24 protein-coding genes, 2 tRNA genes, 3 rRNA genes and 2 pseudogenes are annotated in these 21464 nt (G+C 40.7%); 8 read left to right on the forward strand and 23 right to left on the reverse strand.

All coding sequences use genetic code 11. The features are described 5' to 3' along the window. Position 1: 1 nt before the first annotated feature. On the forward strand, positions 2-1921 hold the full coding sequence (locus tag ABVJ71_RS10285) for a glycoside hydrolase family 3 protein (protein WP_353853954.1): 1920 nt from the start codon (positions 2-4) through the stop codon (positions 1919-1921). A gap of 11 nt (positions 1922-1932) precedes the next feature. Then, entirely contained in the window at positions 1933-3168 is a 1236-nt protein-coding gene (locus tag ABVJ71_RS10290; RefSeq protein WP_353853955.1) for a DUF1343 domain-containing protein, read from the forward strand. A gap of 67 nt (positions 3169-3235) precedes the next feature. On the opposite strand, the pseudogene ABVJ71_RS10295 reads toward ABVJ71_RS10290, so the two are convergent. Beyond that, positions 3236-3380: pseudogene (locus tag ABVJ71_RS10295) on the reverse strand (bile acid:sodium symporter family protein); the annotation flags it as partial. Between the two features lie 27 nt (positions 3381-3407). On the opposite strand from ABVJ71_RS10295, the pseudogene ABVJ71_RS10300 reads away from it, so the two are divergent. Then, positions 3408-3564: pseudogene (locus ABVJ71_RS10300) on the forward strand (T7SS effector LXG polymorphic toxin); the annotation flags it as partial. 361 nt (positions 3565-3925) lie between these two features. Here ABVJ71_RS10300 and ABVJ71_RS10305 read toward each other — a convergent pair. From ABVJ71_RS10305 to ABVJ71_RS10330, 6 genes are all read right to left on the reverse strand, one after another. After that, a tRNA-Thr gene (locus tag ABVJ71_RS10305) sits at positions 3926-3998 on the reverse strand. Between the two features lie 218 nt (positions 3999-4216). Then, positions 4217-4483 carry a helix-turn-helix transcriptional regulator gene (locus ABVJ71_RS10310; protein ID WP_353853956.1) on the reverse strand — a complete coding sequence of 89 codons (267 nt, stop codon included), beginning with the start codon at positions 4481-4483 and terminating at the stop codon, positions 4217-4219. Between the two features lie 181 nt (positions 4484-4664). Then, positions 4665-4868 carry a hypothetical protein gene (locus ABVJ71_RS10315; RefSeq protein WP_353853957.1) on the reverse strand — a complete coding sequence of 68 codons (204 nt, stop codon included), beginning with the start codon at positions 4866-4868 and terminating at the stop codon, positions 4665-4667. Positions 4869-5014: 146 nt separating this feature from the next. Continuing rightward, positions 5015-5194 carry a hypothetical protein gene (locus tag ABVJ71_RS10320; RefSeq protein ID WP_353853958.1) on the reverse strand — a complete coding sequence of 60 codons (180 nt, stop codon included), beginning with the start codon at positions 5192-5194 and terminating at the stop codon, positions 5015-5017. Positions 5195-5307: 113 nt separating this feature from the next. Further along, on the reverse strand, positions 5308-5589 hold the full coding sequence (locus ABVJ71_RS10325; RefSeq protein ID WP_353853959.1) for a hypothetical protein: 282 nt from the start codon (positions 5587-5589) through the stop codon (positions 5308-5310). Positions 5590-6027: 438 nt separating this feature from the next. Then, a complete protein-coding gene (locus tag ABVJ71_RS10330) occupies positions 6028-7047 on the reverse strand; it encodes a DNA cytosine methyltransferase (RefSeq protein ID WP_353856635.1) in 1020 nt (339 codons plus the stop codon). A 204-nt stretch (positions 7048-7251) separates the two neighbouring features. Between ABVJ71_RS10330 and ABVJ71_RS10335 the strand changes: the two genes are divergently transcribed. From ABVJ71_RS10335 to ABVJ71_RS10345, 3 genes are all read left to right on the forward strand, one after another. Then, positions 7252-7488, forward strand: a complete 237-nt coding sequence (locus ABVJ71_RS10335; protein ID WP_341289778.1) for a helix-turn-helix transcriptional regulator — start codon at positions 7252-7254, stop codon at positions 7486-7488. Further along, positions 7488-8636 (forward strand): NgoFVII family restriction endonuclease, encoded by a 1149-nt coding sequence (locus tag ABVJ71_RS10340; RefSeq protein WP_353853960.1) that lies wholly within the window; start codon positions 7488-7490, stop codon positions 8634-8636. The genes ABVJ71_RS10335 and ABVJ71_RS10340 overlap by 1 nt, the downstream gene beginning before the upstream one ends. A gap of 104 nt (positions 8637-8740) precedes the next feature. After that, positions 8741-9160 (forward strand): very short patch repair endonuclease, encoded by a 420-nt coding sequence (locus tag ABVJ71_RS10345; RefSeq protein WP_341289776.1) that lies wholly within the window; start codon positions 8741-8743, stop codon positions 9158-9160. Between the two features lie 208 nt (positions 9161-9368). On the opposite strand, the gene ABVJ71_RS10350 is transcribed toward ABVJ71_RS10345, so the two are convergent. From ABVJ71_RS10350 to ABVJ71_RS10385, 8 genes are all read right to left on the reverse strand, one after another. Next, positions 9369-9704: a hypothetical protein gene (locus tag ABVJ71_RS10350; RefSeq protein ID WP_353853961.1), complete on the reverse strand. Its 336-nt coding sequence runs from the start codon at positions 9702-9704 to the stop codon at positions 9369-9371. 208 nt (positions 9705-9912) lie between these two features. Beyond that, complete coding sequence (locus ABVJ71_RS10355) at positions 9913-10191, reverse strand: hypothetical protein (RefSeq protein WP_353853962.1); 279 nt, start codon at positions 10189-10191, stop codon at positions 9913-9915. Between the two features lie 19 nt (positions 10192-10210). Then, positions 10211-10777, reverse strand: coding sequence for an HGGxSTG domain-containing protein (locus tag ABVJ71_RS10360; RefSeq protein WP_353853963.1), 567 nt, complete (start codon positions 10775-10777; stop codon positions 10211-10213). Then, positions 10778-10933, reverse strand: coding sequence for a hypothetical protein (locus tag ABVJ71_RS10365; RefSeq protein ID WP_353853964.1), 156 nt, complete (start codon positions 10931-10933; stop codon positions 10778-10780). 272 nt (positions 10934-11205) lie between these two features. Next, entirely contained in the window at positions 11206-11505 is a 300-nt protein-coding gene (locus ABVJ71_RS10370; protein ID WP_353853965.1) for a hypothetical protein, read from the reverse strand. A 102-nt stretch (positions 11506-11607) separates the two neighbouring features. Continuing rightward, on the reverse strand, positions 11608-11784 hold the full coding sequence (locus ABVJ71_RS10375) for a hypothetical protein (protein ID WP_353853966.1): 177 nt from the start codon (positions 11782-11784) through the stop codon (positions 11608-11610). Continuing rightward, positions 11774-12001: a hypothetical protein gene (locus ABVJ71_RS10380; RefSeq protein ID WP_353853967.1), complete on the reverse strand. Its 228-nt coding sequence runs from the start codon at positions 11999-12001 to the stop codon at positions 11774-11776. The genes ABVJ71_RS10375 and ABVJ71_RS10380 overlap by 11 nt, the downstream gene beginning before the upstream one ends. A gap of 1155 nt (positions 12002-13156) precedes the next feature. After that, complete coding sequence (locus tag ABVJ71_RS10385; RefSeq protein ID WP_353853968.1) at positions 13157-13360, reverse strand: hypothetical protein; 204 nt, start codon at positions 13358-13360, stop codon at positions 13157-13159. 232 nt (positions 13361-13592) lie between these two features. On the opposite strand from ABVJ71_RS10385, the gene ABVJ71_RS10390 reads away from it, so the two are divergent. After that, complete coding sequence (locus tag ABVJ71_RS10390) at positions 13593-13733, forward strand: hypothetical protein (RefSeq protein ID WP_353853969.1); 141 nt, start codon at positions 13593-13595, stop codon at positions 13731-13733. Positions 13734-13757: 24 nt separating this feature from the next. Further along, on the forward strand, positions 13758-13967 hold the full coding sequence (locus ABVJ71_RS10395; protein WP_353853970.1) for a hypothetical protein: 210 nt from the start codon (positions 13758-13760) through the stop codon (positions 13965-13967). Positions 13968-14088: 121 nt separating this feature from the next. Here the strand turns inward: ABVJ71_RS10395 and ABVJ71_RS10400 are convergent, their stop codons facing one another. The 8 genes from ABVJ71_RS10400 to ABVJ71_RS10435 all read right to left on the reverse strand — a co-directional run bounded on the left by ABVJ71_RS10400 (position 14089) and on the right by ABVJ71_RS10435 (position 21364). Then, positions 14089-14304, reverse strand: coding sequence for a hypothetical protein (locus ABVJ71_RS10400; protein WP_353853971.1), 216 nt, complete (start codon positions 14302-14304; stop codon positions 14089-14091). Continuing rightward, positions 14305-14658 carry a DUF4145 domain-containing protein gene (locus ABVJ71_RS10405; protein ID WP_353853972.1) on the reverse strand — a complete coding sequence of 118 codons (354 nt, stop codon included), beginning with the start codon at positions 14656-14658 and terminating at the stop codon, positions 14305-14307. A 613-nt stretch (positions 14659-15271) separates the two neighbouring features. Continuing rightward, positions 15272-15760: a site-specific integrase gene (locus ABVJ71_RS10410; protein ID WP_353856636.1), complete on the reverse strand. Its 489-nt coding sequence runs from the start codon at positions 15758-15760 to the stop codon at positions 15272-15274. After that, the gene (locus tag ABVJ71_RS10415; RefSeq protein WP_353853973.1) at positions 15709-15915 is read right to left on the reverse strand and encodes a hypothetical protein; all 207 of its coding nucleotides are present in this window, start codon (positions 15913-15915) and stop codon (positions 15709-15711) included. Before ABVJ71_RS10415 ends, ABVJ71_RS10410 begins: the two co-directional genes overlap by 52 nt. Positions 15916-16414: 499 nt before the next feature. After that, positions 16415-16489, reverse strand: a tRNA-Asn gene (locus tag ABVJ71_RS10420). Positions 16490-16532: 43 nt separating this feature from the next. After that, positions 16533-16648 (reverse strand): 5S ribosomal RNA (gene rrf, locus ABVJ71_RS10425). A 61-nt stretch (positions 16649-16709) separates the two neighbouring features. Further along, a 23S ribosomal RNA gene (locus tag ABVJ71_RS10430) occupies positions 16710-19640 on the reverse strand. A 175-nt stretch (positions 19641-19815) separates the two neighbouring features. Next, positions 19816-21364: ribosomal RNA gene (locus ABVJ71_RS10435) — 16S ribosomal RNA — on the reverse strand. Together the 16S, 23S and 5S rRNA genes with 1 tRNA gene alongside form the textbook arrangement of a ribosomal RNA operon. Positions 21365-21464: the final 100 nt, after the last annotated feature.

Below are 21464 nucleotides of genomic sequence, written 5' to 3' on the forward strand. Positions count from 1 at the left end.
GATGTTAAAATCTCTCTTCCCTGCTGCTCTTCTTTTGGCCTTGCTGACCTCTTCCATTCCAACGGAAAAGGTCAACTCTGCACCTATTCCAAACGCCAAACAAATGGTTCAAGACATGTCACTTGATGAAAAAATTGGTCAGATGCTCATGCTAGACTTTCGCAATTGGCAAACAAAAGATGAATCCACCCCTACAGGCTTAACGGAAATGAATAAAGAAGTATCTCACATTGTGGAGAAATATTATCTAGGCGGCGTCATTTTATTTGCAGAAAATGTCGTGAATACGAAACAAACCGTCAAACTAACTCATGATTTCCAAAAAGCCTCACCGAACATTCCTTTACTCATTTCTATTGACCAAGAAGGCGGAGTCGTCACAAGACTACAAAAGGGAACACATTTCCCAGGAAATATGTCGATTGGTGCTTCTAGAAGTAACAAAAATGCATACAACACAGGAAAAATCATCGGTAAAGAATTAAAAGCACTAGGTATTAACACAAACTTCTCTCCTGTTCTTGATGTGAATCATAACCCAAACAACCCCGTCATTGGCGTCCGTTCCTTTAGCTCTGACCCTGAACTTGTCACTAAGCTTGGCCTGCAAACCATGAAGGGACTTCAAAAAGAAGATACCATTTCAACATTAAAGCATTTCCCAGGACATGGTGATACGGCTGTTGATAGTCATTATGGATTACCTCTTGTGGAACATGATCTCGAACGATTAAAAAAAGTTGAACTGTATCCTTTCCAACAAGCGATAAACGCAGGTGCTGATATGGTCATGACCGCACATGTTCAATTTCCCGCCATTGATGACACCACCTATAAAAGTAAAAAAGATGGCGAGGACATCATGGTGCCAGCCACCCTGTCAAAAAAAGTCATCACACATTTATTAAAAGAAAATATGGGCTTTCAAGGAGTTGTTGTCACTGACGCCTTAAATATGAAAGCAATTGCAGATAATTTTGGACAGGAAGAAGCCGTGATCATGGCTATTAAGGCAGGAGTCGACATTGCTCTCATGCCAGCGCCTGTTACGTCCTTAAAAACAGAGAAAAACCTAGAAAATGTGTTTAATGCTTTAAAACGAGCCGTTCTAACAAAAGAAATCCCGATGTCTCAAATCAACCAATCTGTCGAAAAAATCCTTCAATTGAAGATCAAGCGCGGAATCATTTCCGCTAAAAAACCAGTAAGCCTTGAGAAAAAAATCAAAAAAGCCTCACAAGTGGTTGGAAAAAAGTCACATCGCAGAACAGAACAAAAAATGGCCCGAGAAGGAATCACGCTGCTGAAGAACAACCATAAAACCTTACCTTTCAAGCCAAAAAAGAATAACCGGATTCTTGTCATGGCGCCTTATCAAGATCAGACTGAAGCCATGTCGGTCACTATACAATCACTGATTAAACAAAAAAAAATCAAACCAGTGCGTATTCAAACATACTCCTTTGCTGACCGAGCCTTCTCAAAAGAAATAGCCAACTTCATTAAAGAAGCTGACTATGTCATTACCGGTTCTTACGTTGTACAAAACGACCCTGCTGTCAATGATGGGATAATTGATGACAATGTACAGGATCCAAAGAAATGGGCAACTGCCTTCCCTCGTGCTGTATTGAAAGAAACAAAATCACAAAACAAAAAAATGGCAATTATGAGCCTAAGAAACCCTTATGATGCAGCGAACTTTGAAGAAGCAGACGCATTACTCGCTGTCTATGGTTTTAAAGGCTACGCAAATGGACAATTCAACCAACCGAATATTCCGGCTGGGCTGGAAGTGATTTTTGGAACTGTAACACCTAAAGGGAGACTGCCAGTTGATATCCCCTCTGTGACCCAGCCGAATCAAACCCTTTATCCATTTGGCTATGGACTAACCATGAAAGGTAAATTGATGAAATAGGAGGGTTCCCCATGAAAAAAACAGCAAGTTTTGTACTCGCAAGCATTCTTATGATGAGCACATTGACCGCCGCCTCCCCTGCAGATCATGGACGTTCGGATACAAAAATGGTGAAAACGGGTATCGAAACATTACTCTCAAGTAACCTCTCATGGATGAAAGGAAAAAAAGTAGGGCTTATAACAAACCCAACTGGCATTGATGCAAACATGAAAAGCAGTGTCGACCTCCTATTTGAATACCCGAATATTCAATTGACTGCTCTATATGGACCCGAACACGGCGTGCGTGGAGATGCGCAGGCGGGTGAAGGGATTGAATTCTATACAGATGAAAAAACTGGCTTACCCGTTTACTCGTTGTATGGAAAAACGAGAAAACCTACTCCTGACATGCTGAAAGATATAGATGTGCTACTGTTTGATATTCAAGACGTCGGCACTCGTTATTACACTTATATCTACACCATGGCCTATGCAATGGAAGCGGCTAAGGAAAACAACATACCATTTGTCGTCCTAGACCGTCCCAATCCATTAGGCGGCTTAAAAGTAGAAGGACCTGTATTAGAGCCCGAATATGCCTCATTTGTAGGTCTCTATCCGATTCCATTAAGACATGGATTGACCACCGGAGAACTGGCACGTATGTTTAATAAAGAATTCAACATCAACGCAGATCTGACGGTCATCAAAATGAAAAATTGGAAGCGTTCCATGACTTTCGATGACACGAAACTTCCTTTCGTCCTTCCTTCACCTAACATGCCGACTGTCGACAGCACCTTTGTTTACCCTGCAACGGGCTTAATTGAAGGCACAAATGTTTCTGAAGGAAGAGGAACGACAAAACCCTTCGAGCTCATTGGTGCTCCATATATTAATAGTAATGAACTAGCAGATCAATTAAATCGTTTGAAACTAAAAGGCGTTCAATTCAGACCTGTCTCTTTCACTCCAACCTTTTCAAAGCATGCCGGCACTCTTTCTCACGGTGTCCAACTATATGTGAAAGATCGTTCTTCATTTGAAGCCGTCAAAACTGGGTTGTCTATCATCAAAACAATACATGATTTGTATCCTGAAGACTTTCAATTCCTTCAAACAGAAAGCTTTAATAAGCTTATCGGCAATGGTTGGGTAAGAGAAGAGATTAACAAGGGCACTTCAGTCAAACACATCATGAAACGCTATCATCATGACCTCAAAACATTTGAAAAGAAAAGAAAGGGATACCTCCTCTATTAAAAATGATCATGAAATGAACAAAACATTTCTAACAAAAAAACCTCCACCAAGAAAAGTGGAGGTTGATTCATGATAAAAACTTGGTCCCCAAAGGTGGTTTCAGCTCAAAACGGTTTAGCAAATTGCCAAATAAGGAGCAATCACTTGCTGAAACAGCATGCCAATCACAACGGGAACAGCTAAAGCAGGAGGAAAAAGCTAATGGCAAGCACGGTTCTACTCCCCAAAAGCTTAGGAACATCCCCATCGTCGGCTAGGCAGGGCGCAATTTCAAAGGCGTAAAAGCCATCTACAAAACCACCTAAGCCACCACAGCCGCAGTCAGAGCGATTTTATAAGACATCACAAAAATCCTTTGACGTCCTAAAAACATCGCAAAAAGGCTTGTACGGACTTATCATCGCAAACATGAACTGGAATGAATGTTGGAACAACCTTGAAGAGAGCTACCAAAAGATTCTCAAATCTTAATTAACCTCTTAAATAATTTTAATGAACAATATACACAATGGACATGCGAATTCGTTTATAAATACAATTCTAAAACCTTGATTAACTAAATACCTTTCACGTTTTTTTGTTTTTATTGGACTTCAAACCGACAAAAAACCGAGAAAAGGGGGGATAAAGAGGCATAGTTGCAGATGCAATATCGAATCTTTTGAAAGCAAAGTAATACGAACCTAATTAAAAAAATAGACACAAAAAAAAGCCTTCTCACCTTCGAGAAACCTTGTCATATCAGCATATAGAGGAAAGCTTCCAAGCGGGCTCGAACCGCTGACCTCTTCCTTACCATGGAAGTGCTCTACCTACTGAGCTATGGAAGCAAATTTGTCAAGTACAGAGACACTTGAACCACTTTCCAGTGAGAAGCACAAAATTTATTATATAAGGGTCGTACAAAAAACGCAAGTGGTTTTTTTAAAAATTTTTATTAAAATAATTTAACTCGTGAATTGAGCTGTGAGAGGGAATGAATTGACCAATGACCAGCTCAAGAAAAAATAATTTGCTTAGAGAGCGAATCTCAAGCACTCCCCCTCAGTTATTTATCATCTTCAGTTATCAATTTGAGTATTTCATTAAAATCTTTTATATCAAGTCTCTGCATAATTTTCCCCAAATAGTGCAAATTGATTGAGCGAGCTGTTTTCATTCCTGTGAGGGTGCTTCTCCTTATTCCTAGCTCGTCAGCCAAATCAGTTTGGTAAATACCTTTCTTTTTTAGCACTTCATCAAGGTTGAATTTTACTCTTGGGAGCAAATCAGAGGTATCTGGCTTTCGATATGGCTCTCTTTTATCTTCTGTCATATTATCACCTCCTGAACACATTTTAAGCATATCAGTTTATTCTGTAAAGAGTAAAAGCCAGCTCACAAGGAGCCAGCTTCTTAATTATTATAACCTCCCATAAAGCTTTCTGAGGGGGGTTTTTTATGTTCTTTTAATGTATCTCTCAAGAGCTTTTTCTACAAGCTGAAATAGTTCATCATTATAAGTTTTCCTGTGAATCATTTCTAAAAAGGGGAGTAATAAAGCTCTTTTCTGGCTCATTTATCCATTTTTCTATTTTAGCATGGCTCTGAGTTTGTTTATCTTTGTTAACCGATAGCATGACTCCCAGCTCGTTAATATGAATATTAAATCTGTTTCCATCCTCCCAGACTTTAATAACCAAGACAGTGCTCTTTTTCATGAGTTCTCTTCCTTATGTTCTTATAAATAAGCTAGCCCCAAAGAGAGCCAGCTCAATGGGGTTTTAGTAAATATATTTTGAAGCGTTCATTCCTTCTTTTACAACTTCCTCAAGGTTGTTTTCATTGAGCATATCATCAAGAAGGCTTACCAGTTCTTCTGAGTTAGGGAAAAGCTTTCCAGAAATCTCATTGAGCATAAGTCAAGGAGTTTTTCATGAACCAGTTCAAGAAGTTCATCCTCATGGGCTGTAACGTTTTCCACTTCTACTGGCTCACCTTGTCGGATAACGGTTGACTGGAAGCCATGAGGTTGAATTTTAATCATAAATTGAATTTCTCAACTGTAACCAAGAATACATTTCCTGTTTTAAATACTTTCATTTTCATATATATCATTCTCCCTTTGATTTTAATTTTTGGGAGCCAGCTCATAAATTCTTAACCGGAAATTTTAAATGTCATATATTCAAAAGCCCACCAAGCAAGAAAGTTTTTGAGGTCTGAATCTATGTTCATTGGTAGCCCTGTTTCCTCCTCAAATTCCCTTCTTAGTTGCTCAATGTCTTCATAATGAGTATCGAAAAACTTGGGAGTGTCTGAATAATAAATAAGTTCAGGGACACAACCACTCGCACAACCATGAGAGAGAACGTCTTGAGCAAATATAGCTCCTCCATGATTTTCTATTATCATTCTCACTTCCTTTTCAAGCTTATTCATGTTAAAATGCCTCCAAGAGTTTGAATTTGGGGAGTAACCTTCTGAGTTTGGTCGCTGAGGGGTTACTCCTCATTTTGTTTTAATGGAGTCATAGCATACTTTGTGATAAGTAGGCTCAAAGTTATCATTCCAACAACCTCAAAGAACAACTCCATTTATTCACCTCCTTGAGTTGCTCCAGAGTCACTCATTTATTTCTAGTCCATTCATGAGCACCTTTTGATAGTGTCACCTTTTCAATTTATAAACTCTTATTCGTTAATCAGTATAAACCTTACAAGTAACATTATAAAATCATAACAGTTTATCAGCCAATAGATTTTTCGCAACTTTTTTCTGTTTTACTCAAAACGGTTTATACATAAGCATAAAAAAGAGCCAGCTAAAGCCAGCTCCAAGGAAATACTTTATAAAAATGAACCAACCATATTGGTGGTCTTATTCAGCAATTGCATATTCATGCTCTTGATTTACATTCATTTCACTGTTCAATACGCTAATAATATTAGTGGCAATTCTTCTTATAACTGGCACTGTAACAGAGTTACCAGCTTGTTTGTATTTATGTGAGTTTGCCATTCCCTCCGGAAAACGATAATCAACTGGGAATCCTTGCAATAGTAAGCATTCCTCTGGAGTTAATTTCCTTATATTGTTTTGAAAGTCTAATATAAGAGGAACATTATGTCCTCCAGTTCCCATATTCGCTGTCAATGTTGGACAAACATTACTCCTGTTTTCTCGAACATAAATACGTCTTAATTGATATGTTGTTTCCGAACTAGTCATAGTTTCTCTCAACATTTCATAGTATTGAGAAGTTTCATCATAATAATATCTTTCGTCAAACATTCGATTACGGTCTACTACATCGTTAAGATGATTAGTTAAAGGAATTGGGTCTGGAAAGCGAAACATTTTAGATTGGTTCTCGTCTTGAAAACCTACAATATAAATCCGCTCTCTGTTTTGTGGCACGTTCCCATATTCCATTGAATTAAGCACTTCTGCTTTGACGGTATAGCCATAAGCTTCTAAAGCTTCTTTTATTACTCTGAATGTATTTCCTTTATCGTGAGTAAACAAGTTCTTTACGTTTTCAAGCATTATTGCTTGTGGCAAGCGACCATAAACATTCCTTTGCGCTTCCAGCACCTCTAATATTTGAAAAAATACATTTCCCCTATCATCTTCAAACCCTTTACGATAGCCAGCTATTGAAAAGGCTTGGCAAGGAAAACCGCCAATCAAAATGTCCAATTCAGGAATAGTGCTTTTATCTAATTGGGTAATGTCACCTTCTTGCAAATAAGTATCCCCAAAATAATTTTTATAAGTAATACAAGCATTCTTGTCTATTTCATTTGCCCAGACAATCCTAGCGCCAGCTTGGATAAACCCTAAACAAGTTCCACCTATCCCAGCAAACATACTACCTACTCGATAAGTCAATATTATACCTCCTTGCTAACATAAAGCTTATCCGATAATGTAATTTTACCATAAGGACTGGATTAAATGAATAATTATATCATTTTTTAGTTATAAGTTAGCTAATAGAAAACACCTTAATTAATTTCTTTTGTTTGCTGTTAGCTAACTTTGGACTATTTTAGGGGATACTGGTGATACTCTGAAAACAACAAATTTTGGAGGTGCAAAATGATACCATTCCTTGGCAATCGTATTCAAAACGCAAGAGAAGCTCGTGGATTATTACCTAGCCAAATCGCTGAAAAAGTTGGAGTCACTAGAAGTACTTGGTCACTATATGAAAGTGAAAATCGAACACCATCTTTGGACACTTTCACAAGAATAGCTAAGACATTGAACGTATCAGCTGACTACCTTTTGGGTCTGAAGGTAGAAATGACAAGCATAAAAGAGGAGGAAAAATAATGTTCTTTACTAATCAGTCAGCTATCAACCGTACAACTTACAAACAAATGCTTAGCTCAACTGGTTCTTTATCTAATTTGTTCTCGGAAAGCGATTCTCCTTATTTGGTCTCAAGAAATGTAGAAAATGCTTTTTGTGAAGCCTTTGGAGCTGAAAATTTAGGGAGGTCAGACTGTTCAGCTGATGCTTCAAAAGACAGAGTCGGAATCGGTATTAAGACCTTTCTTCATGGTAATGGTAAAACTCTCCAAAAGATAGCTGAGTTCAATAAAGACTCAGATTTGTACCGTGGAAAGTCACCAAAAGAACTGATAAACACAGTTGCTTCTCTCCGTAACGAAAGAATTGAGTTTACCAAAAGAACGTATGGTATTGATTCAATGATATATCACTGTGTAACAAGAAAGCCAGGAAAAATCCTTATTTTTGAGGAACCTATGGACTTAATCCTAATATCCTCAATTACAAATATAAAGGTAAGCAACAACAGAAATTCAATAACCTTTGAGGACGGTCTGCACGAATACAGTTTTAATGTTACAAAAAGCACTCTTTATAAGCGCTTTATCACTGATGAACCTATTGAGGAAATTGACGTTGAAATCTTAGAAAATCCTTATCAGGAATTGGCTAAGCTATTTGGCCTTGAAATTGCACCAATTCAAGTACCAGCTGTTCCTAATCCATTTGAAAACCTTGAGCACGTTATGCTTCCACTCTTTTCTGACCGTGGGTCAAAGCGTCATGTACCAGAAAAAAGCGGTCTAAACCAATGGAACGCTTTAGGTCGACCACGAAATCCTAACGAGATTTATATACCAATTCCAAAATGGATTCATAATGTATTTCCAACATTTTTCCCTGCTCGTGATAAACCTTTTCAGTTACATTTACCAGATAAATCCCTTTTATCAGCAAAAGTATGCCAAGACAACAGTAAAGCACTTATGTCTAATCCAAATAGTGCTCTTGGGGAATGGCTATTAAGACAAGTCATGAACTTAAAAGAAAAAAAACTTCTAACCTATGAAATGCTGGAAAGACTAAATATTGACTCAGTAATTGTTTATAAACATAGTGAGCAACACTACTCCATTGATTTTTGTGAAATGGGTTCTTATGATGAATTTGAAAATGAAAACAAATAAATAAGAAAAGCAATAAAGAACTATGAGGGGGTAAGATAGCGGGGCTTACTTCCTCGTTCATAGAATACAATTGAAATTATATCATGGCTTTGGAGGACTCTCCTATGACTGACTCGGTTTCAAAAGAACAAAGAAGAAAAAACATGCAGGCAATCAAATCACGTTCAAAATTAGAAGATAAGGTTACTAAAGAATTATGGCACCGAGGAATAAGATTCCGAAAAAACGTTAAGAAATTATACGGAAGTCCGGATATAGTAATTCAGAAATATAAAATAGTAATATTCATTGATTCTTGTTTCTGGCATCTGTGTGAAAAACACGGGAATATCCCTAAAAGTAATACAGAGTATTGGGAGAAAAAACTCGAAAGAAATAAAAAAAGAGATAAAGAGGTCAATAAATATTACGAGGAAAAGGACTGGAATATAAAAAGAATATGGGAACACGAAATAAAGGAAGATTTTGATGAAACAATAAATCGTATCGTTGCATTCATAGAAGATATTAAGCACGAACCATAAAGAAAAAGAGTGGTTAGTAAAAGAATTATGTGACCACAATGTTGAGTTAGCCAATATGGTGAGGTTGAAGTTAGTTTTCCTTTCAGAATTGAATTGGCTAGCTCAATTGATTAATAAAAAGATAAACCTCTCAGAGACTACAAGCTCCAGAGGGTCGCTCCTTCAGCACTTTTTCTCTCCAAGAGGTCTAGCTCATTATTATTTGTTATTAGCCAAGTAAACAGCAAACACGTTGTCCTTGAACTCCACTTTCAATAGCCATAGCAATCTTTTGGAGTGGTGTGTCTCCAGTTACAGTGTCAAGAACTTCAACCCCTCCATTAGCACCAGCTTTCAAGCTATATCCAGCTGTAATAGTGGCACTCTCAGCAAGCATATAGACAAATGGTTTTAACACTACAACTGAAGCAACCATGTTTTGGTCACCATTATAACCAACATTCTTTCCATCAACTCCAACTGTTCCAGCGTACACTTGACCTACAACCTTTTGAGAACCAGCAGAAGCTTTTTGAACTTTTCCATTGGCCGTAATTTCTACCACATCACCAATTTTAACAATCTATCCAGCTTCTACTTTGAAAGTGTGAACAGCACCATCTTGAATATGGGACTCAACAAAATTTTTTGCCATAATAAAATCACTCCTGTTTAATAGTTTTTATATTTAACCCCTGTGGGGTAATTCCTTAAAATCGCTTGTTACGTTTTGCCTTCCAAACATCATCAGCAAACTTCTTACGTTCAGCTTCTTATTTATCCATTTCCTTCATGGCTTCCTGAGCGTATCTCTCAGAGCGACTCAAGCGGTCATTAAGGGAATCATTAGAAAGCTTTTCACCAATTCGCTTTCTCTCGTTTTCTGACTCCATAAAGCTTTCTTGTTGCTCTTTTTGGAAAAACTTCAAGCGTTCCTCTGGAAGCATTCTTGAGAGCTTTGCTTCTCGTTCAATGCGTTCAAGGTATTGCCTGTGAATTTTCTCTTTGCGAGCTTGTTTAATCTCTTCCCACTCTTTCCAAGGGTTTGACATATCAGCTCACCTCCTCTATTTAATGCGATTTTATGTTATTTTGAGAGCTAGGCTTTTTTTCTTCATCCAGCTCATTTAGTAACTTCATCATGGTATCTACTGAGACACCCTTTCTTTGCTCTTCGTCAAGGTCTCTTCTTCTCCAACCTTGCACCTCAAAAAATCTCAAAAACTTTTGAACCATTTGCATTCCTGTTATGGTTTCCTTGAAAGGCTGAGTATTTATCATTCTAAAATGCTTAACAGCTTCAAAAGCCATCATTCTCAGAGAGGTCTCTTCAATAGCATTTTCAATGACAAATTGCTCTTTAACTGACTCCTCGAACCACTCAAGATAGTCTTTCTCCTCGTTGGTCAATTCGTTCCAAAGCCTTTCAGTGGTTAACCAATGAACAGGAGTTCTTCTCTTGAGTTGAGCAAGTGAGCGTTTCTTGCCCTCCTCAGTCTTGGCTCCAGTGCTTTTTCTACCATGCTTTTGACACCTTCCATTTGTGCTTCCATCTTCCTTCATGTGTGGAACAGCTGTACAAATTGTATTGTTCTTTGCTAAAGCACCACAAAAACTCATGTCCTTTTTGAAGTCCAATTAATATTCATGGTTTTTAACATCTGAGCGAACAGCCATTATTTCAGCTCTATGCTCTGGGTTTTTATAGTCAAGTCCTTCAAGTCTCTGTTCAAGAATTGCATTGAGAATTTTTACTTTACCTTGGTTTTCAGTGCTTAAATCCTTAAAAGCCATTATTTCTCACCTCCAATGTCTTGTATTTCAACTCCAAAGAAAGCTTCATATTCTTGAGGGTACTTCTCCAAAATTGGCTCAATGTACAACTGAACCAGAGGGGACTGTAGAAGCTGTCTTGCAAGGGTAGAAAGAACCTCATCATAAAATCAGTTCCAGCGAACCCCCTCAAGTTCTTGCATATATTCAAACATTAGAGCTAAATTTCCATTTATCAAACTTTCTTGCAACTCAACCATGGCTTGAGAAACTTGTTTTTTATCCATATTGAATCAGCTCCTCTTACCAAAGACTTTTGCCATATTTGCGAACATAATCAGCGTAAAACTCAAGTTCTCAAAATCTTTTTTGGCTTGCTCGTCTTTTTCCTCTTTGGTCAATTTATGCCATGAGCTTGAGTTCTCAATGGTTTTTATTATCTCTTCCAAATACTGAGCCTTCTTATCTAGTGGAAGCTGACTAAAAAACTCTCTTTCTTGCTTTCTAGTAAGTTCCTTTTCAAGCTCTTTATTGAGGTGAAAAATATCATCAATCTTGCTCATAAAGAGTTCACATTGTAATTTTTCAGCCATGCTCGTTTTAGAGTCCATTTCCTTTTGAAGTAAACCATAAAGAGTTTTAAGCTCTCTGGCTTCCTCGTTGCTGAGCCTTTGCTTTTCGTTTTGTGTAATAAATCATTGAGCCTTGCCTTCTGCTTTTCGCTCATCGGTCAATCCCCCCATATTTCTTTGTAATATTTCATCAAGCTTTTTGCTTCTGAGCTGGAGTCTTGCAAATGTCTTTTGAAACTGACTCTCATGGTTAATCCAATGAAGTTTTTCTTCCATGCTTATAACTGGCTTATGCTTCAATTTCAGCACCTTCTGAGCGAACCAACTCAAGCTCTATTCTCCATTCAAGCTCTTTAAGTGCATTAAGTTTTGTTTGAAGGGAAAACCTCTCAGCATTATATTTGTGAAAATCCTCTGTCTCATTTTTATATCCGTTTGAAACGTGCTTTTGATTTTGCTCATTTACTACTTCAATAGACTTTTCCACATTTTCCAAGCGTGCTTGTAAATCATTCACAAATCCCTCCTAGTTTGTTTTTGAGTTCAGTTCACTTTCTCCCAAAGCTCCCTTTCAGGAATCAAATCATCTTAGTCTGTTATCTTTCAAAATTTCACTTGACATTTCGTACAATCGGACGGTAACTCTTTTGAGGGTTTGTTCTCTGAGTTCTTCTTCCTCTGGGTTTTCGTAAACTATCTTGAGTAAATTAGACTGAGCTGGACTAATCAAATAAGCTCATAGAAAGCCCTCAGAGGGTTTTTAGTATAATTGAATAAAATGTTCTAGTGTGCTTTTTATCTCCTCATCTGAGCCATTCTGAGAGCCTCCAATACACTCTTATGCTGTTATCAATACACTATATAAGAGCTAACTTTTCTGTTTGGTAGCTTTTGAGCTGGTGCTCTTGTGATATTCCCCTCAAGGTTGGCTATAGTGGTGTAACCCTGAAGGGAGCTCTTGAAGCTGGGTTCTTATGAGAGAGCCTTCAAGAACTGGCTCAAGAATAAGTAAACAAATAAATAGAAGGTGTATTCCTTGAGCTGGGAACTCCTTGAACTGGCTCGTTTATTTACCATTGAACTACTTCCCTATAGAGAAAGTGGTCACAAGAATGGCTTTAAATCAAGGCTTCTTTCTGAGGTGCTCTAGGTAATTAGTCTGAATCATATGTATTTTCCATGGGAAGTGGTCAACTCTCAAGGGTACTTTGAGGGGTACTGAGAGGGTACTCAAGGGGTACAAGCAACTTTGAAAAGGATATGTTATATAGGGTTATACTACTAAATCAGGGACTAGGAAGGAACGCTAACGAGGGTGGGAGAGTTTTAAAAATTACCTTCTGAGTCACCTCTGGGGTTCCATTCTGAGCTCCCTCTTGAGTAACCTCAAGGCAACATACCAAAGAGTAAAGTTTTAAAGCTGGCTCATAAGCTCAATCTTACAAGTGCACTATCCAGCTCATCTTATAATCTTAATTAAAAAAACTTCTTTTTTACTGTCTCATATATTTTTATTTTACATACTGGAGCTAAACCATTTTAGACTCATCAACTGAGAATAAACTTAATTTAATTTTGCTCGTTGCCTAATAATACTCTTATTAGCTCACTGAACATTTTATTAGCAAAAAATAAGAGCTGACCCTCAAAAGCTAGCTCATAAGCTTATTCTTTAATTTAACTTTTCGTGTATCTTATCAAAGTAGGGAACATGCCCTTCAATGATTGAACCTTTGAGGTTGTCAATCTTTCCGTCAACTCCGTCAATCATCCCATCAAGTTTTTTCTCCGTTATGTCTATCTTTTTTTCAATCCTTGTTAGTCCTTTTTTAAGGTCTTCTATCTCACAAAAAATTTGTTGAATTAGTTCCTCCATTATTTGAACCTTCCATCACGACAAATAACGTCATCAATTTCTAATCTTTTACCATTTTTTGAAGGTAATATGAAAATCTTATCGAAATGAGTAAATAAGAAAATATACCTAGGGGATTTTTTACATGAACGAGGAAAGCATTATTAAAAAATACAGCCATGAAATTCAAGACATTGCAAATAAACTCACTCAGCTAGAGAACTATCGAATCTATTAAATAACTGGAGCCAGAATGGACGGCTCACTTTCAACAAATATTCAACAATTAACGAAAATGATTGCTCAATTACTTCGTAAGATTGACAACAAAGCTCCTTCTATAGATGACGAGCTGGCTTCACTCTTTTCAAGCAATCCAAAAGATGATGAATAAATAATAAATAAAAGAGGTGGTTTTTTGCCAAAGCTAATTACTGTTCAAAGAGCTTATGATGAAATCAAAAGACTCCAGCACTACATTGAATTAGCTGAAACATATGAAGCTGACAACTTGGAAAAATGGATAATCAAAGAATATGCTTATACTAACAGTATTACTGAAGTAGTTAAAAGAGCGAACTCCAAAGGATTTACTTATAATGGGGTCCTCTCGACAAACAATATGTAACTTCCATTATCAGTGGAAAAGCTACTGATGAGCTCCATAGACTCCTGAGGTCTGGCTATAGATTAAAAATAAAACCTCATAAACGAGTAAACACATAAGAGACCTGTGAAGAGGGTCTCTTTTATTGTACTTGTTCAGCTTCTTCTTTTGCTTGCTCTGATAACATTTCTAAATGATTCTTAGCTCTTTGCATTTCTTTAGTGAGTATATACACAAATTCAAGAATTTTGTTGGTAAATCTGAACATAATTTCTACCATATGACCATGAAACTTAACTTCGTTACCATGAGCATCCATATTTCCAAAATCTTTTATAACCTTTGAAATATCACCCATTTAAGGTGGCAAAATTCCTTGTTGCTGTAATTGATTTAGCTTTTGATGAAGCTGTACATTAACTGCACCTTGGTCTTTACATACCATTTCTAAAGTCCTTCTCAAGGCTATTACACAAACAGTGTTATCTATATTTTTTACCCTTAGAGCTGACTCATAAGCACTTCTAATGCTTTTGGGTAAATCATTTAAATTAACTCTTGCAATAGGAGGAAATAATAAAATTCCGTCCTCATAAATGTCATAATCCTCATAGTAAGCTTCCTCAGTATTCCAATGCGTATAATATAACTGAAAACCTTCGCAAACAGGGCATTCAAACACCTCAAAAATATCATGAAAATTCATCATCATATGCTATTCTAACCGTTGTTTCTTTCTCGTATCTATTGAGCAATTTCATTGGAGCTTTATTTCCACAATGCGGGCAAGTTAGAATTACTTCTTTAGTCATAAGTCACAATCCCCAAAAAATACACGCTTTAAAATTGAGCTTCAATAATCAATTTTTATTTTTATAGTTCTTATAAATTTGTTGAATAGTCAGCCTTATCATTATTATTTTTATTAATAATTCTATCGTTTGTATAAATATATTTTGAGCTGTCCAACTTTTTTTAATGCTTTAAAATAACCAAGAGCTTCTCTTTTAGTATAAGATAACTGTGTTTCTCCTAGATCTCCCCAGCACTCAACAGCCCAGTTTTTCTCTATTGTAATCTTCCTATATATTTCAAATTATACCATCTATATTAGCCCACTAACCAGTTATAAAAAGGAAACCCTTGAAGCTCCTTTGAGTTAGCTCTCCTTTGTTCAACAGCATATATACCAACCAGCGCACCCCAGAAATATGCACTTAAGCTCTTTTTTATTCTTCTGGACTTGTAAGCCAATACTGAAGCCTTGAAAGCTTTAATAGCTGGCTCAAGAATGTTTATAACATTTGGAGCGTACCTCTGATAAGTCACAAAGCTATCCCTTCCAGAGCGTTGAACTTGTCATAATCGTCCTTAACTTCATTCCCCCAGAAGTTGAAATATTTTTCTGTAGTCTTTATGCTAGTATGTCTCAGCACTTTGGAGAGCGTTGAAATGTCCCCTCCATTTTGAATCCACTTCTTAGCAAAATAATGTCTGCATGAATGAGCTGAGCACCTTGTTTCAGGGAACTCCATGAGCTTGGCAATTAGTTTGAACCAGCATTTGAGACCGTTGGTAGTGAATTGTTTATTTTGCTTCGTTACGAAAACCCAAGGAGAAAGCTCCTCAAATAGGCTCATACAATACTCTTTCCAATAGCTCAGCTCTCTCACAAGTTGCTCTGAAATAGGAACGCTCTGTTCAATTCTGGCTTTACCAAAGACCTTAATAGACCTGTTGAAAAGGTCAATATCTTGCCATTTTAAGGAGGTAAGCTCTGAGCTCTCAAGCCAGTCTCTATGAGGGTTAAAAATATTGTGTAGTTCCTTATTGAGTGCAAATCGTTTTCTCTTCTCTTGTTTCTTCTGAGGTGGGAAAGAATCTCTTTGACTTCTTCATCTGTGAAAGTTTTAATCCTTATGTCCTCTTTTACTTTCTTTATGGACTCCATAGGGTTTGAACTCATCATATCTTCTTGAACGAGGAAATTAAAAAGGGTATTAAATTGCTTTTTTTTTTGTGTTTAAGCTTGTGGGGTTATTACCTTTTTCAGTCTTGCACCTCGTTAAATATTGTTTTATGGTCGACTATTCAGGTCTTGAACTCTTTGGAAGCCCTGTTCATCACACCAGCTCAGGAAATCATCAAATAGCATTTCATAACCTGAAATGGTGCTCTTGGATAAATTTTCATATTCTTTTTCAGACAAAAATTCTTTTATAGCAAATCTGATAAGCACAAAAAAGCCACCTTTCCATTAAGTAGTTTTTACGCTACCCACTAGAAAAGTGGCTCTGTATATTATGTATTCTGTACAGTTGTAAAGTCGTGAAGTTAAATACTTTGAGGGTCATTACTTGACCACTTACCACAAAACTTCTTGAAGTATTGTTCTTCCAAGCTTTTCTTGAACGATAGAATCCTCTTCCTTACCATGGAAGTGCTCTACCTACTGAGCTATGGAAGCATGGCTCCGCAGGTAGGATTCGAACCTACGACCGATCGGTTAACAGCCGATAGCTCTACCACTGAGCTACTGCGGAATGGATAAAGTGACTTCTTCCATTGGAAGGATATAATCAAAAAGCTTGGCGGCGTCCTACTCTCACAGGGGGAGACCCCCAACTACCATCGGCGCTGAAGAGCTTAACTTCCGTGTTCGGTATGGGAACGGGTGTGACCTCTTCGCTATCGCCACCAAACCTGATGGAGAGAATGTTCTCTCAAAACTAGATAACAATGTTTATGCTTCACATTAGAATATAGGTTAAGTCCTCGATCGATTAGTATCTGTCAGCTCCACGTGTCACCACGCTTCCACCTCAGACCTATCAACCTGATCATCTTTCAGGGATCTTACTTCCTTGCGGAATGGGAAATCTCATCTTGAGGGGGGCTTCATGCTTAGATGCTTTCAGCACTTATCCCGTCCGCACATAGCTACCCAGCGATGCCCTTGGCAGAACAACTGGTACACCAGCGGTGCGTCCATCCCGGTCCTCTCGTACTAAGGACAGCTCCTCTCAAATTTCCTGCGCCCGCGACGGATAGGGACCGAACTGTCTCACGACGTTCTGAACCCAGCTCGCGTACCGCTTTAATGGGCGAACAGCCCAACCCTTGGGACCGACTACAGCCCCAGGATGCGATGAGCCGACATCGAGGTGCCAAACCTCCCCGTCGATGTGGACTCTTGGGGGAGATAAGCCTGTTATCCCCGGGGTAGCTTTTATCCGTTGAGCGATGGCCCTTCCATGCGGAACCACCGGATCACTAAGCCCGACTTTCGTCCCTGCTCGACTTGTAGGTCTCGCAGTCAAGCTCCCTTGTGCCTTTACACTCTGCGAATGATTTCCAACCATTCTGAGGGAACCTTTGGGCGCCTCCGTTACATTTTAGGAGGCGACCGCCCCAGTCAAACTGCCCACCTGACACTGTCTCCCTGCCCGTTAAGGGCAGCGGGTTAGAAGGTCAATACAGCCAGGGTAGTATCCCACCGATGCCTCCACCGAAGCTGGCGCTCCGGTTTCCAAGGCTCCTACCTATCCTGTACAAGCTGTACCAACATTCAATATCAGGCTACAGTAAAGCTCCACGGGGTCTTTCCGTCCTGTCGCGGGTAACCTGCATCTTCACAGGTACTATAATTTCACCGAGTCTCTCGTTGAGACAGTGCCCAGATCGTTGCGCCTTTCGTGCGGGTCGGAACTTACCCGACAAGGAATTTCGCTACCTTAGGACCGTTATAGTTACGGCCGCCGTTTACTGGGGCTTCAATTCGCACCTTCGCTTACGCTAAGCGCTCCTCTTAACCTTCCAGCACCGGGCAGGCGTCAGCCCCTATACTTCGCCTTACGGCTTCGCAGAGACCTGTGTTTTTGCTAAACAGTCGCCTGGGCCTATTCACTGCGGCTTCTCGGGGCTTTAACACCCTAAGAAGCACCCCTTCTCCCGAAGTTACGGGGTCATTTTGCCGAGTTCCTTAACGAGAGTTCTCTCGATCACCTTAGGATTCTCTCCTCGCCTACCTGTGTCGGTTTGCGGTACGGGCACCTCTCACCTCGCTAGAGGCTTTTCTTGGCAGTGTGGAATCAGGAACTTCGCTACTAAATTTCGCTCGCCATCACAGCTCAGCCTTTTCGGGAAACGGATTTGCCTATTTCCCAGCCTAACTGCTTGGACGCGGATATCCATTACCGCGCTTACCCTATCCTCCTGCGTCCCCCCATTGCTCAAATGGTGAGGAGGTGGTACAGGAATATCAACCTGTTGTCCATCGCCTACGCCTTTCGGCCTCGGCTTAGGTCCCGACTGACCCTGAGCGGACGAGCCTTCCTCAGGAAACCTTAGGCATTCGGTGGACGGGATTCTCACCCGTCTTTCGCTACTCATACCGGCATTCTCACTTCTAAGCGCTCCACCAGTCCTTCCGGTCTGGCTTCTCTGCCCTTAGAACGCTCTCCTACCACTGTTCGTTAGAACAGTCCGCAGCTTCGGTGATACGTTTAGCCCCGGTACATTTTCGGCGCAGAGTCACTCGACCAGTGAGCTATTACGCACTCTTTAAATGGTGGCTGCTTCTAAGCCAACATCCTGGTTGTCTAAGCAACTCCACATCCTTTTCCACTTAACGTATACTTTGGGACCTTAGCTGGCGGTCTGGGCTGTTTCCCTTTCGACTACGGATCTTATCACTCGCAGTCTGACTCCCAAGGATAAGTCATCGGCATTCGGAGTTTGACTGAATTCGGTAACCCGGTAGGGGCCCCTAGTCCAATCAGTGCTCTACCTCCGAGACTCTTACCTTGAGGCTAGCCCTAAAGCTATTTCGGAGAGAACCAGCTATCTCCAGGTTCGATTGGCATTTCACCCCTACCCACACCTCATCCCCGCACTTTTCAACGTGCGTGGGTTCGGGCCTCCATTCAGTGTTACCTGAACTTCACCCTGGGCATGGGTAGATCACCTGGTTTCGGGTCTACGACCACGTACTCTTGCGCCCTATTCAGACTCGCTTTCGCTGCGGCTCCGCATCTTCTGCTTAACCTTGCACGGGATCGTAACTCGCCGGTTCATTCTACAAAAGGCACGCCATCACCCGTTAACGGGCTCTGACTACTTGTAGGCACACGGTTTCAGGATCTATTTCACTCCCCTTCCGGGGTGCTTTTCACCTTTCCCTCACGGTACTGGTTCACTATCGGTCACTAGGGAGTATTTAGCCTTGGGAGATGGTCCTCCCGGATTCCGACGGAATTTCACGTGTTCCGCCGTACTCAGGATCCACTCTGGAGAGAATGACATTTCAGTTACAGGGCTGTTACCTTCTCTGGCGGGCCTTTCCAGACCTCTTCGCTTATATCATTCCTTTGTAACTCCGTATAGAGTGTCCTACAACCCCAAGAGGCAAGCCTCTTGGTTTGGGCTGTTCCCGTTTCGCTCGCCGCTACTTAGGGAATCGCATTTGCTTTCTCTTCCTCCGGGTACTTAGATGTTTCAGTTCCCCGGGTATGCCTTCTCATACTCTATGTATTCAAGTATGGATACTACTCCATTACGAGCAGTGGGTTTCCCCATTCGGAAATCTCCGGATCAATGCTTGCTTACAGCTCCCCGAAGCATATCGGTGTTCGTCCCGTCCTTCATCGGCTCCTAGTGCCAAGGCATCCACCGTGCGCCCTTTCTAACTTAACCATTTCTTACTTTAGAAAGAATCACTTTGTGATACACTTTGCATTCAATGTGAATGTATTACTTATTGTTATCTAGTTTTCAAAGAACAATTCTGTCTCGCTAGAGACATGTTTTGAAGGGATAATCCTTCAAAACTAAACAAGACCAAAACGCACGTTGCTCCATATATCCTTAGAAAGGAGGTGATCCAGCCGCACCTTCCGATACGGCTACCTTGTTACGACTTCACCCCAATCATCTGCCCCACCTTCGGCGGCTGGCTCCATAAAGGTTACCTCACCGACTTCGGGTGTTGCAAACTCTCGTGGTGTGACGGGCGGTGTGTACAAGGCCCGGGAACGTATTCACCGCGGCATGCTGATCCGCGATTACTAGCGATTCCAGCTTCACGCAGTCGAGTTGCAGACTGCGATCCGAACTGAGAACAGATTTGTGGGATTCGCTCAACCTTGCGGTCTCGCAGCCCTTTGTTCTGTCCATTGTAGCACGTGTGTAGCCCAGGTCATAAGGGGCATGATGATTTGACGTCATCCCCACCTTCCTCCGGTTTGTCACCGGCAGTCACCTTAGAGTGCCCAACTGAATGCTGGCAACTAAGATCAAGGGTTGCGCTCGTTGCGGGACTTAACCCAACATCTCACGACACGAGCTGACGACAACCATGCACCACCTGTCTCTCTGTCCCCGAAGGGAAAGCCCTATCTCTAGGGTTGTCAGAGGATGTCAAGACCTGGTAAGGTTCTTCGCGTTGCTTCGAATTAAACCACATGCTCCACCGCTTGTGCGGGCCCCCGTCAATTCCTTTGAGTTTCAGTCTTGCGACCGTACTCCCCAGGCGGAGTGCTTAATGCGTTAGCTGCAGCACTAAGGGGCGGAAACCCCCTAACACTTAGCACTCATCGTTTACGGCGTGGACTACCAGGGTATCTAATCCTGTTCGCTCCCCACGCTTTCGCTCCTCAGCGTCAGTTACAGACCAGAGAGTCGCCTTCGCCACTGGTGTTCCTCCACATCTCTACGCATTTCACCGCTACACGTGGAATTCCACTCTCCTCTTCTGCACTCAAGTTCCCCAGTTTCCAATGACCTTCCCCGGTTGAGCCGGGGGCTTTCACATCAGACTTAAGAAACCGCCTGCGAGCCCTTTACGCCCAATAATTCCGGACAACGCTTGCCACCTACGTATTACCGCGGCTGCTGGCACGTAGTTAGCCGTGGCTTTCTGGTTAGGTACCGTCATGGTACGAGCAGTGACTCTCGTACTTGTTCTTCCCTAACAACAGAGCTTTACGATCCGAAAACCTTCTTCACTCACGCGGCGTTGCTCCGTCAGACTTTCGTCCATTGCGGAAGATTCCCTACTGCTGCCTCCCGTAGGAGTCTGGGCCGTGTCTCAGTCCCAGTGTGGCCGATCACCCTCTCAGGTCGGCTACGCATCGTCGCCTTGGTGAGCCATTACCTCACCAACTAGCTAATGCGCCGCGGGTCCATCTGTAAGTGACAGCCGAAACCGTCTTTCATCCTTGAACCATGCGGTTCAAGGAATTATCCGGTATTAGCTCCGGTTTCCCGGAGTTATCCCAGTCTTACAGGCAGGTTACCCACGTGTTACTCACCCGTCCGCCGCTAACTTCCAGGAGCAAGCTCCCTTCTGTTCGCTCGACTTGCATGTATTAGGCACGCCGCCAGCGTTCGTCCTGAGCCAGGATCAAACTCTCCGAAGTATGCAGGATGCATATCACACATGCGCTGCTACACAATGTAACTTAGCATGTAATCATTCTCCTGCCTCGTCAGTTTGACTGACTACCTATGATGTATCAT

The organism is Bacillus sp. Bos-x628 (genome assembly GCF_040500475.1).
In the GTDB taxonomy this organism is placed as follows: domain Bacteria; phylum Bacillota; class Bacilli; order Bacillales; family Bacillaceae; genus Bacillus; species Bacillus maqinnsis.

Coding starts and splice junctions, on each gene's coding strand:
- ABVJ71_RS10285 (WP_353853954.1), top strand. CDS start 2: ATGTTAAAATCTCTCTTCCCTGCTGCTCTTCTTTTGGCCTTGCTGACC.
- ABVJ71_RS10290 (WP_353853955.1), top strand. CDS start 1,933: ATGAAAAAAACAGCAAGTTTTGTACTCGCAAGCATTCTTATGATGAGC.
- ABVJ71_RS10310 (WP_353853956.1), bottom strand. CDS start 4,483: ATGACAGAAGATAAAAGAGAGCCATATCGAAAGCCAGATACCTCTGAT.
- ABVJ71_RS10315 (WP_353853957.1), bottom strand. CDS start 4,868: ATGAAAAAGAGCACTGTCTTGGTTATTAAAGTCTGGGAGGATGGAAAC.
- ABVJ71_RS10320 (WP_353853958.1), bottom strand. CDS start 5,194: ATGATTAAAATTCAACCTCATGGCTTCCAGTCAACCGTTATCCGACAA.
- ABVJ71_RS10325 (WP_353853959.1), bottom strand. CDS start 5,589: ATGAATAAGCTTGAAAAGGAAGTGAGAATGATAATAGAAAATCATGGA.
- ABVJ71_RS10335 (WP_341289778.1), top strand. CDS start 7,252: ATGATACCATTCCTTGGCAATCGTATTCAAAACGCAAGAGAAGCTCGT.
- ABVJ71_RS10340 (WP_353853960.1), top strand. CDS start 7,488: ATGTTCTTTACTAATCAGTCAGCTATCAACCGTACAACTTACAAACAA.
- ABVJ71_RS10345 (WP_341289776.1), top strand. CDS start 8,741: ATGACTGACTCGGTTTCAAAAGAACAAAGAAGAAAAAACATGCAGGCA.
- ABVJ71_RS10355 (WP_353853962.1), bottom strand. CDS start 10,191: ATGTCAAACCCTTGGAAAGAGTGGGAAGAGATTAAACAAGCTCGCAAA.
- ABVJ71_RS10365 (WP_353853964.1), bottom strand. CDS start 10,933: ATGGCTTTTAAGGATTTAAGCACTGAAAACCAAGGTAAAGTAAAAATT.
- ABVJ71_RS10370 (WP_353853965.1), bottom strand. CDS start 11,505: ATGGCTGAAAAATTACAATGTGAACTCTTTATGAGCAAGATTGATGAT.
- ABVJ71_RS10385 (WP_353853968.1), bottom strand. CDS start 13,360: ATGGAGGAACTAATTCAACAAATTTTTTGTGAGATAGAAGACCTTAAA.
- ABVJ71_RS10390 (WP_353853969.1), top strand. CDS start 13,593: ATGGACGGCTCACTTTCAACAAATATTCAACAATTAACGAAAATGATT.
- ABVJ71_RS10400 (WP_353853971.1), bottom strand. CDS start 14,304: ATGGGTGATATTTCAAAGGTTATAAAAGATTTTGGAAATATGGATGCT.
- ABVJ71_RS10405 (WP_353853972.1), bottom strand. CDS start 14,658: ATGATGATGAATTTTCATGATATTTTTGAGGTGTTTGAATGCCCTGTT.
- ABVJ71_RS10415 (WP_353853973.1), bottom strand. CDS start 15,915: ATGATGAGTTCAAACCCTATGGAGTCCATAAAGAAAGTAAAAGAGGAC.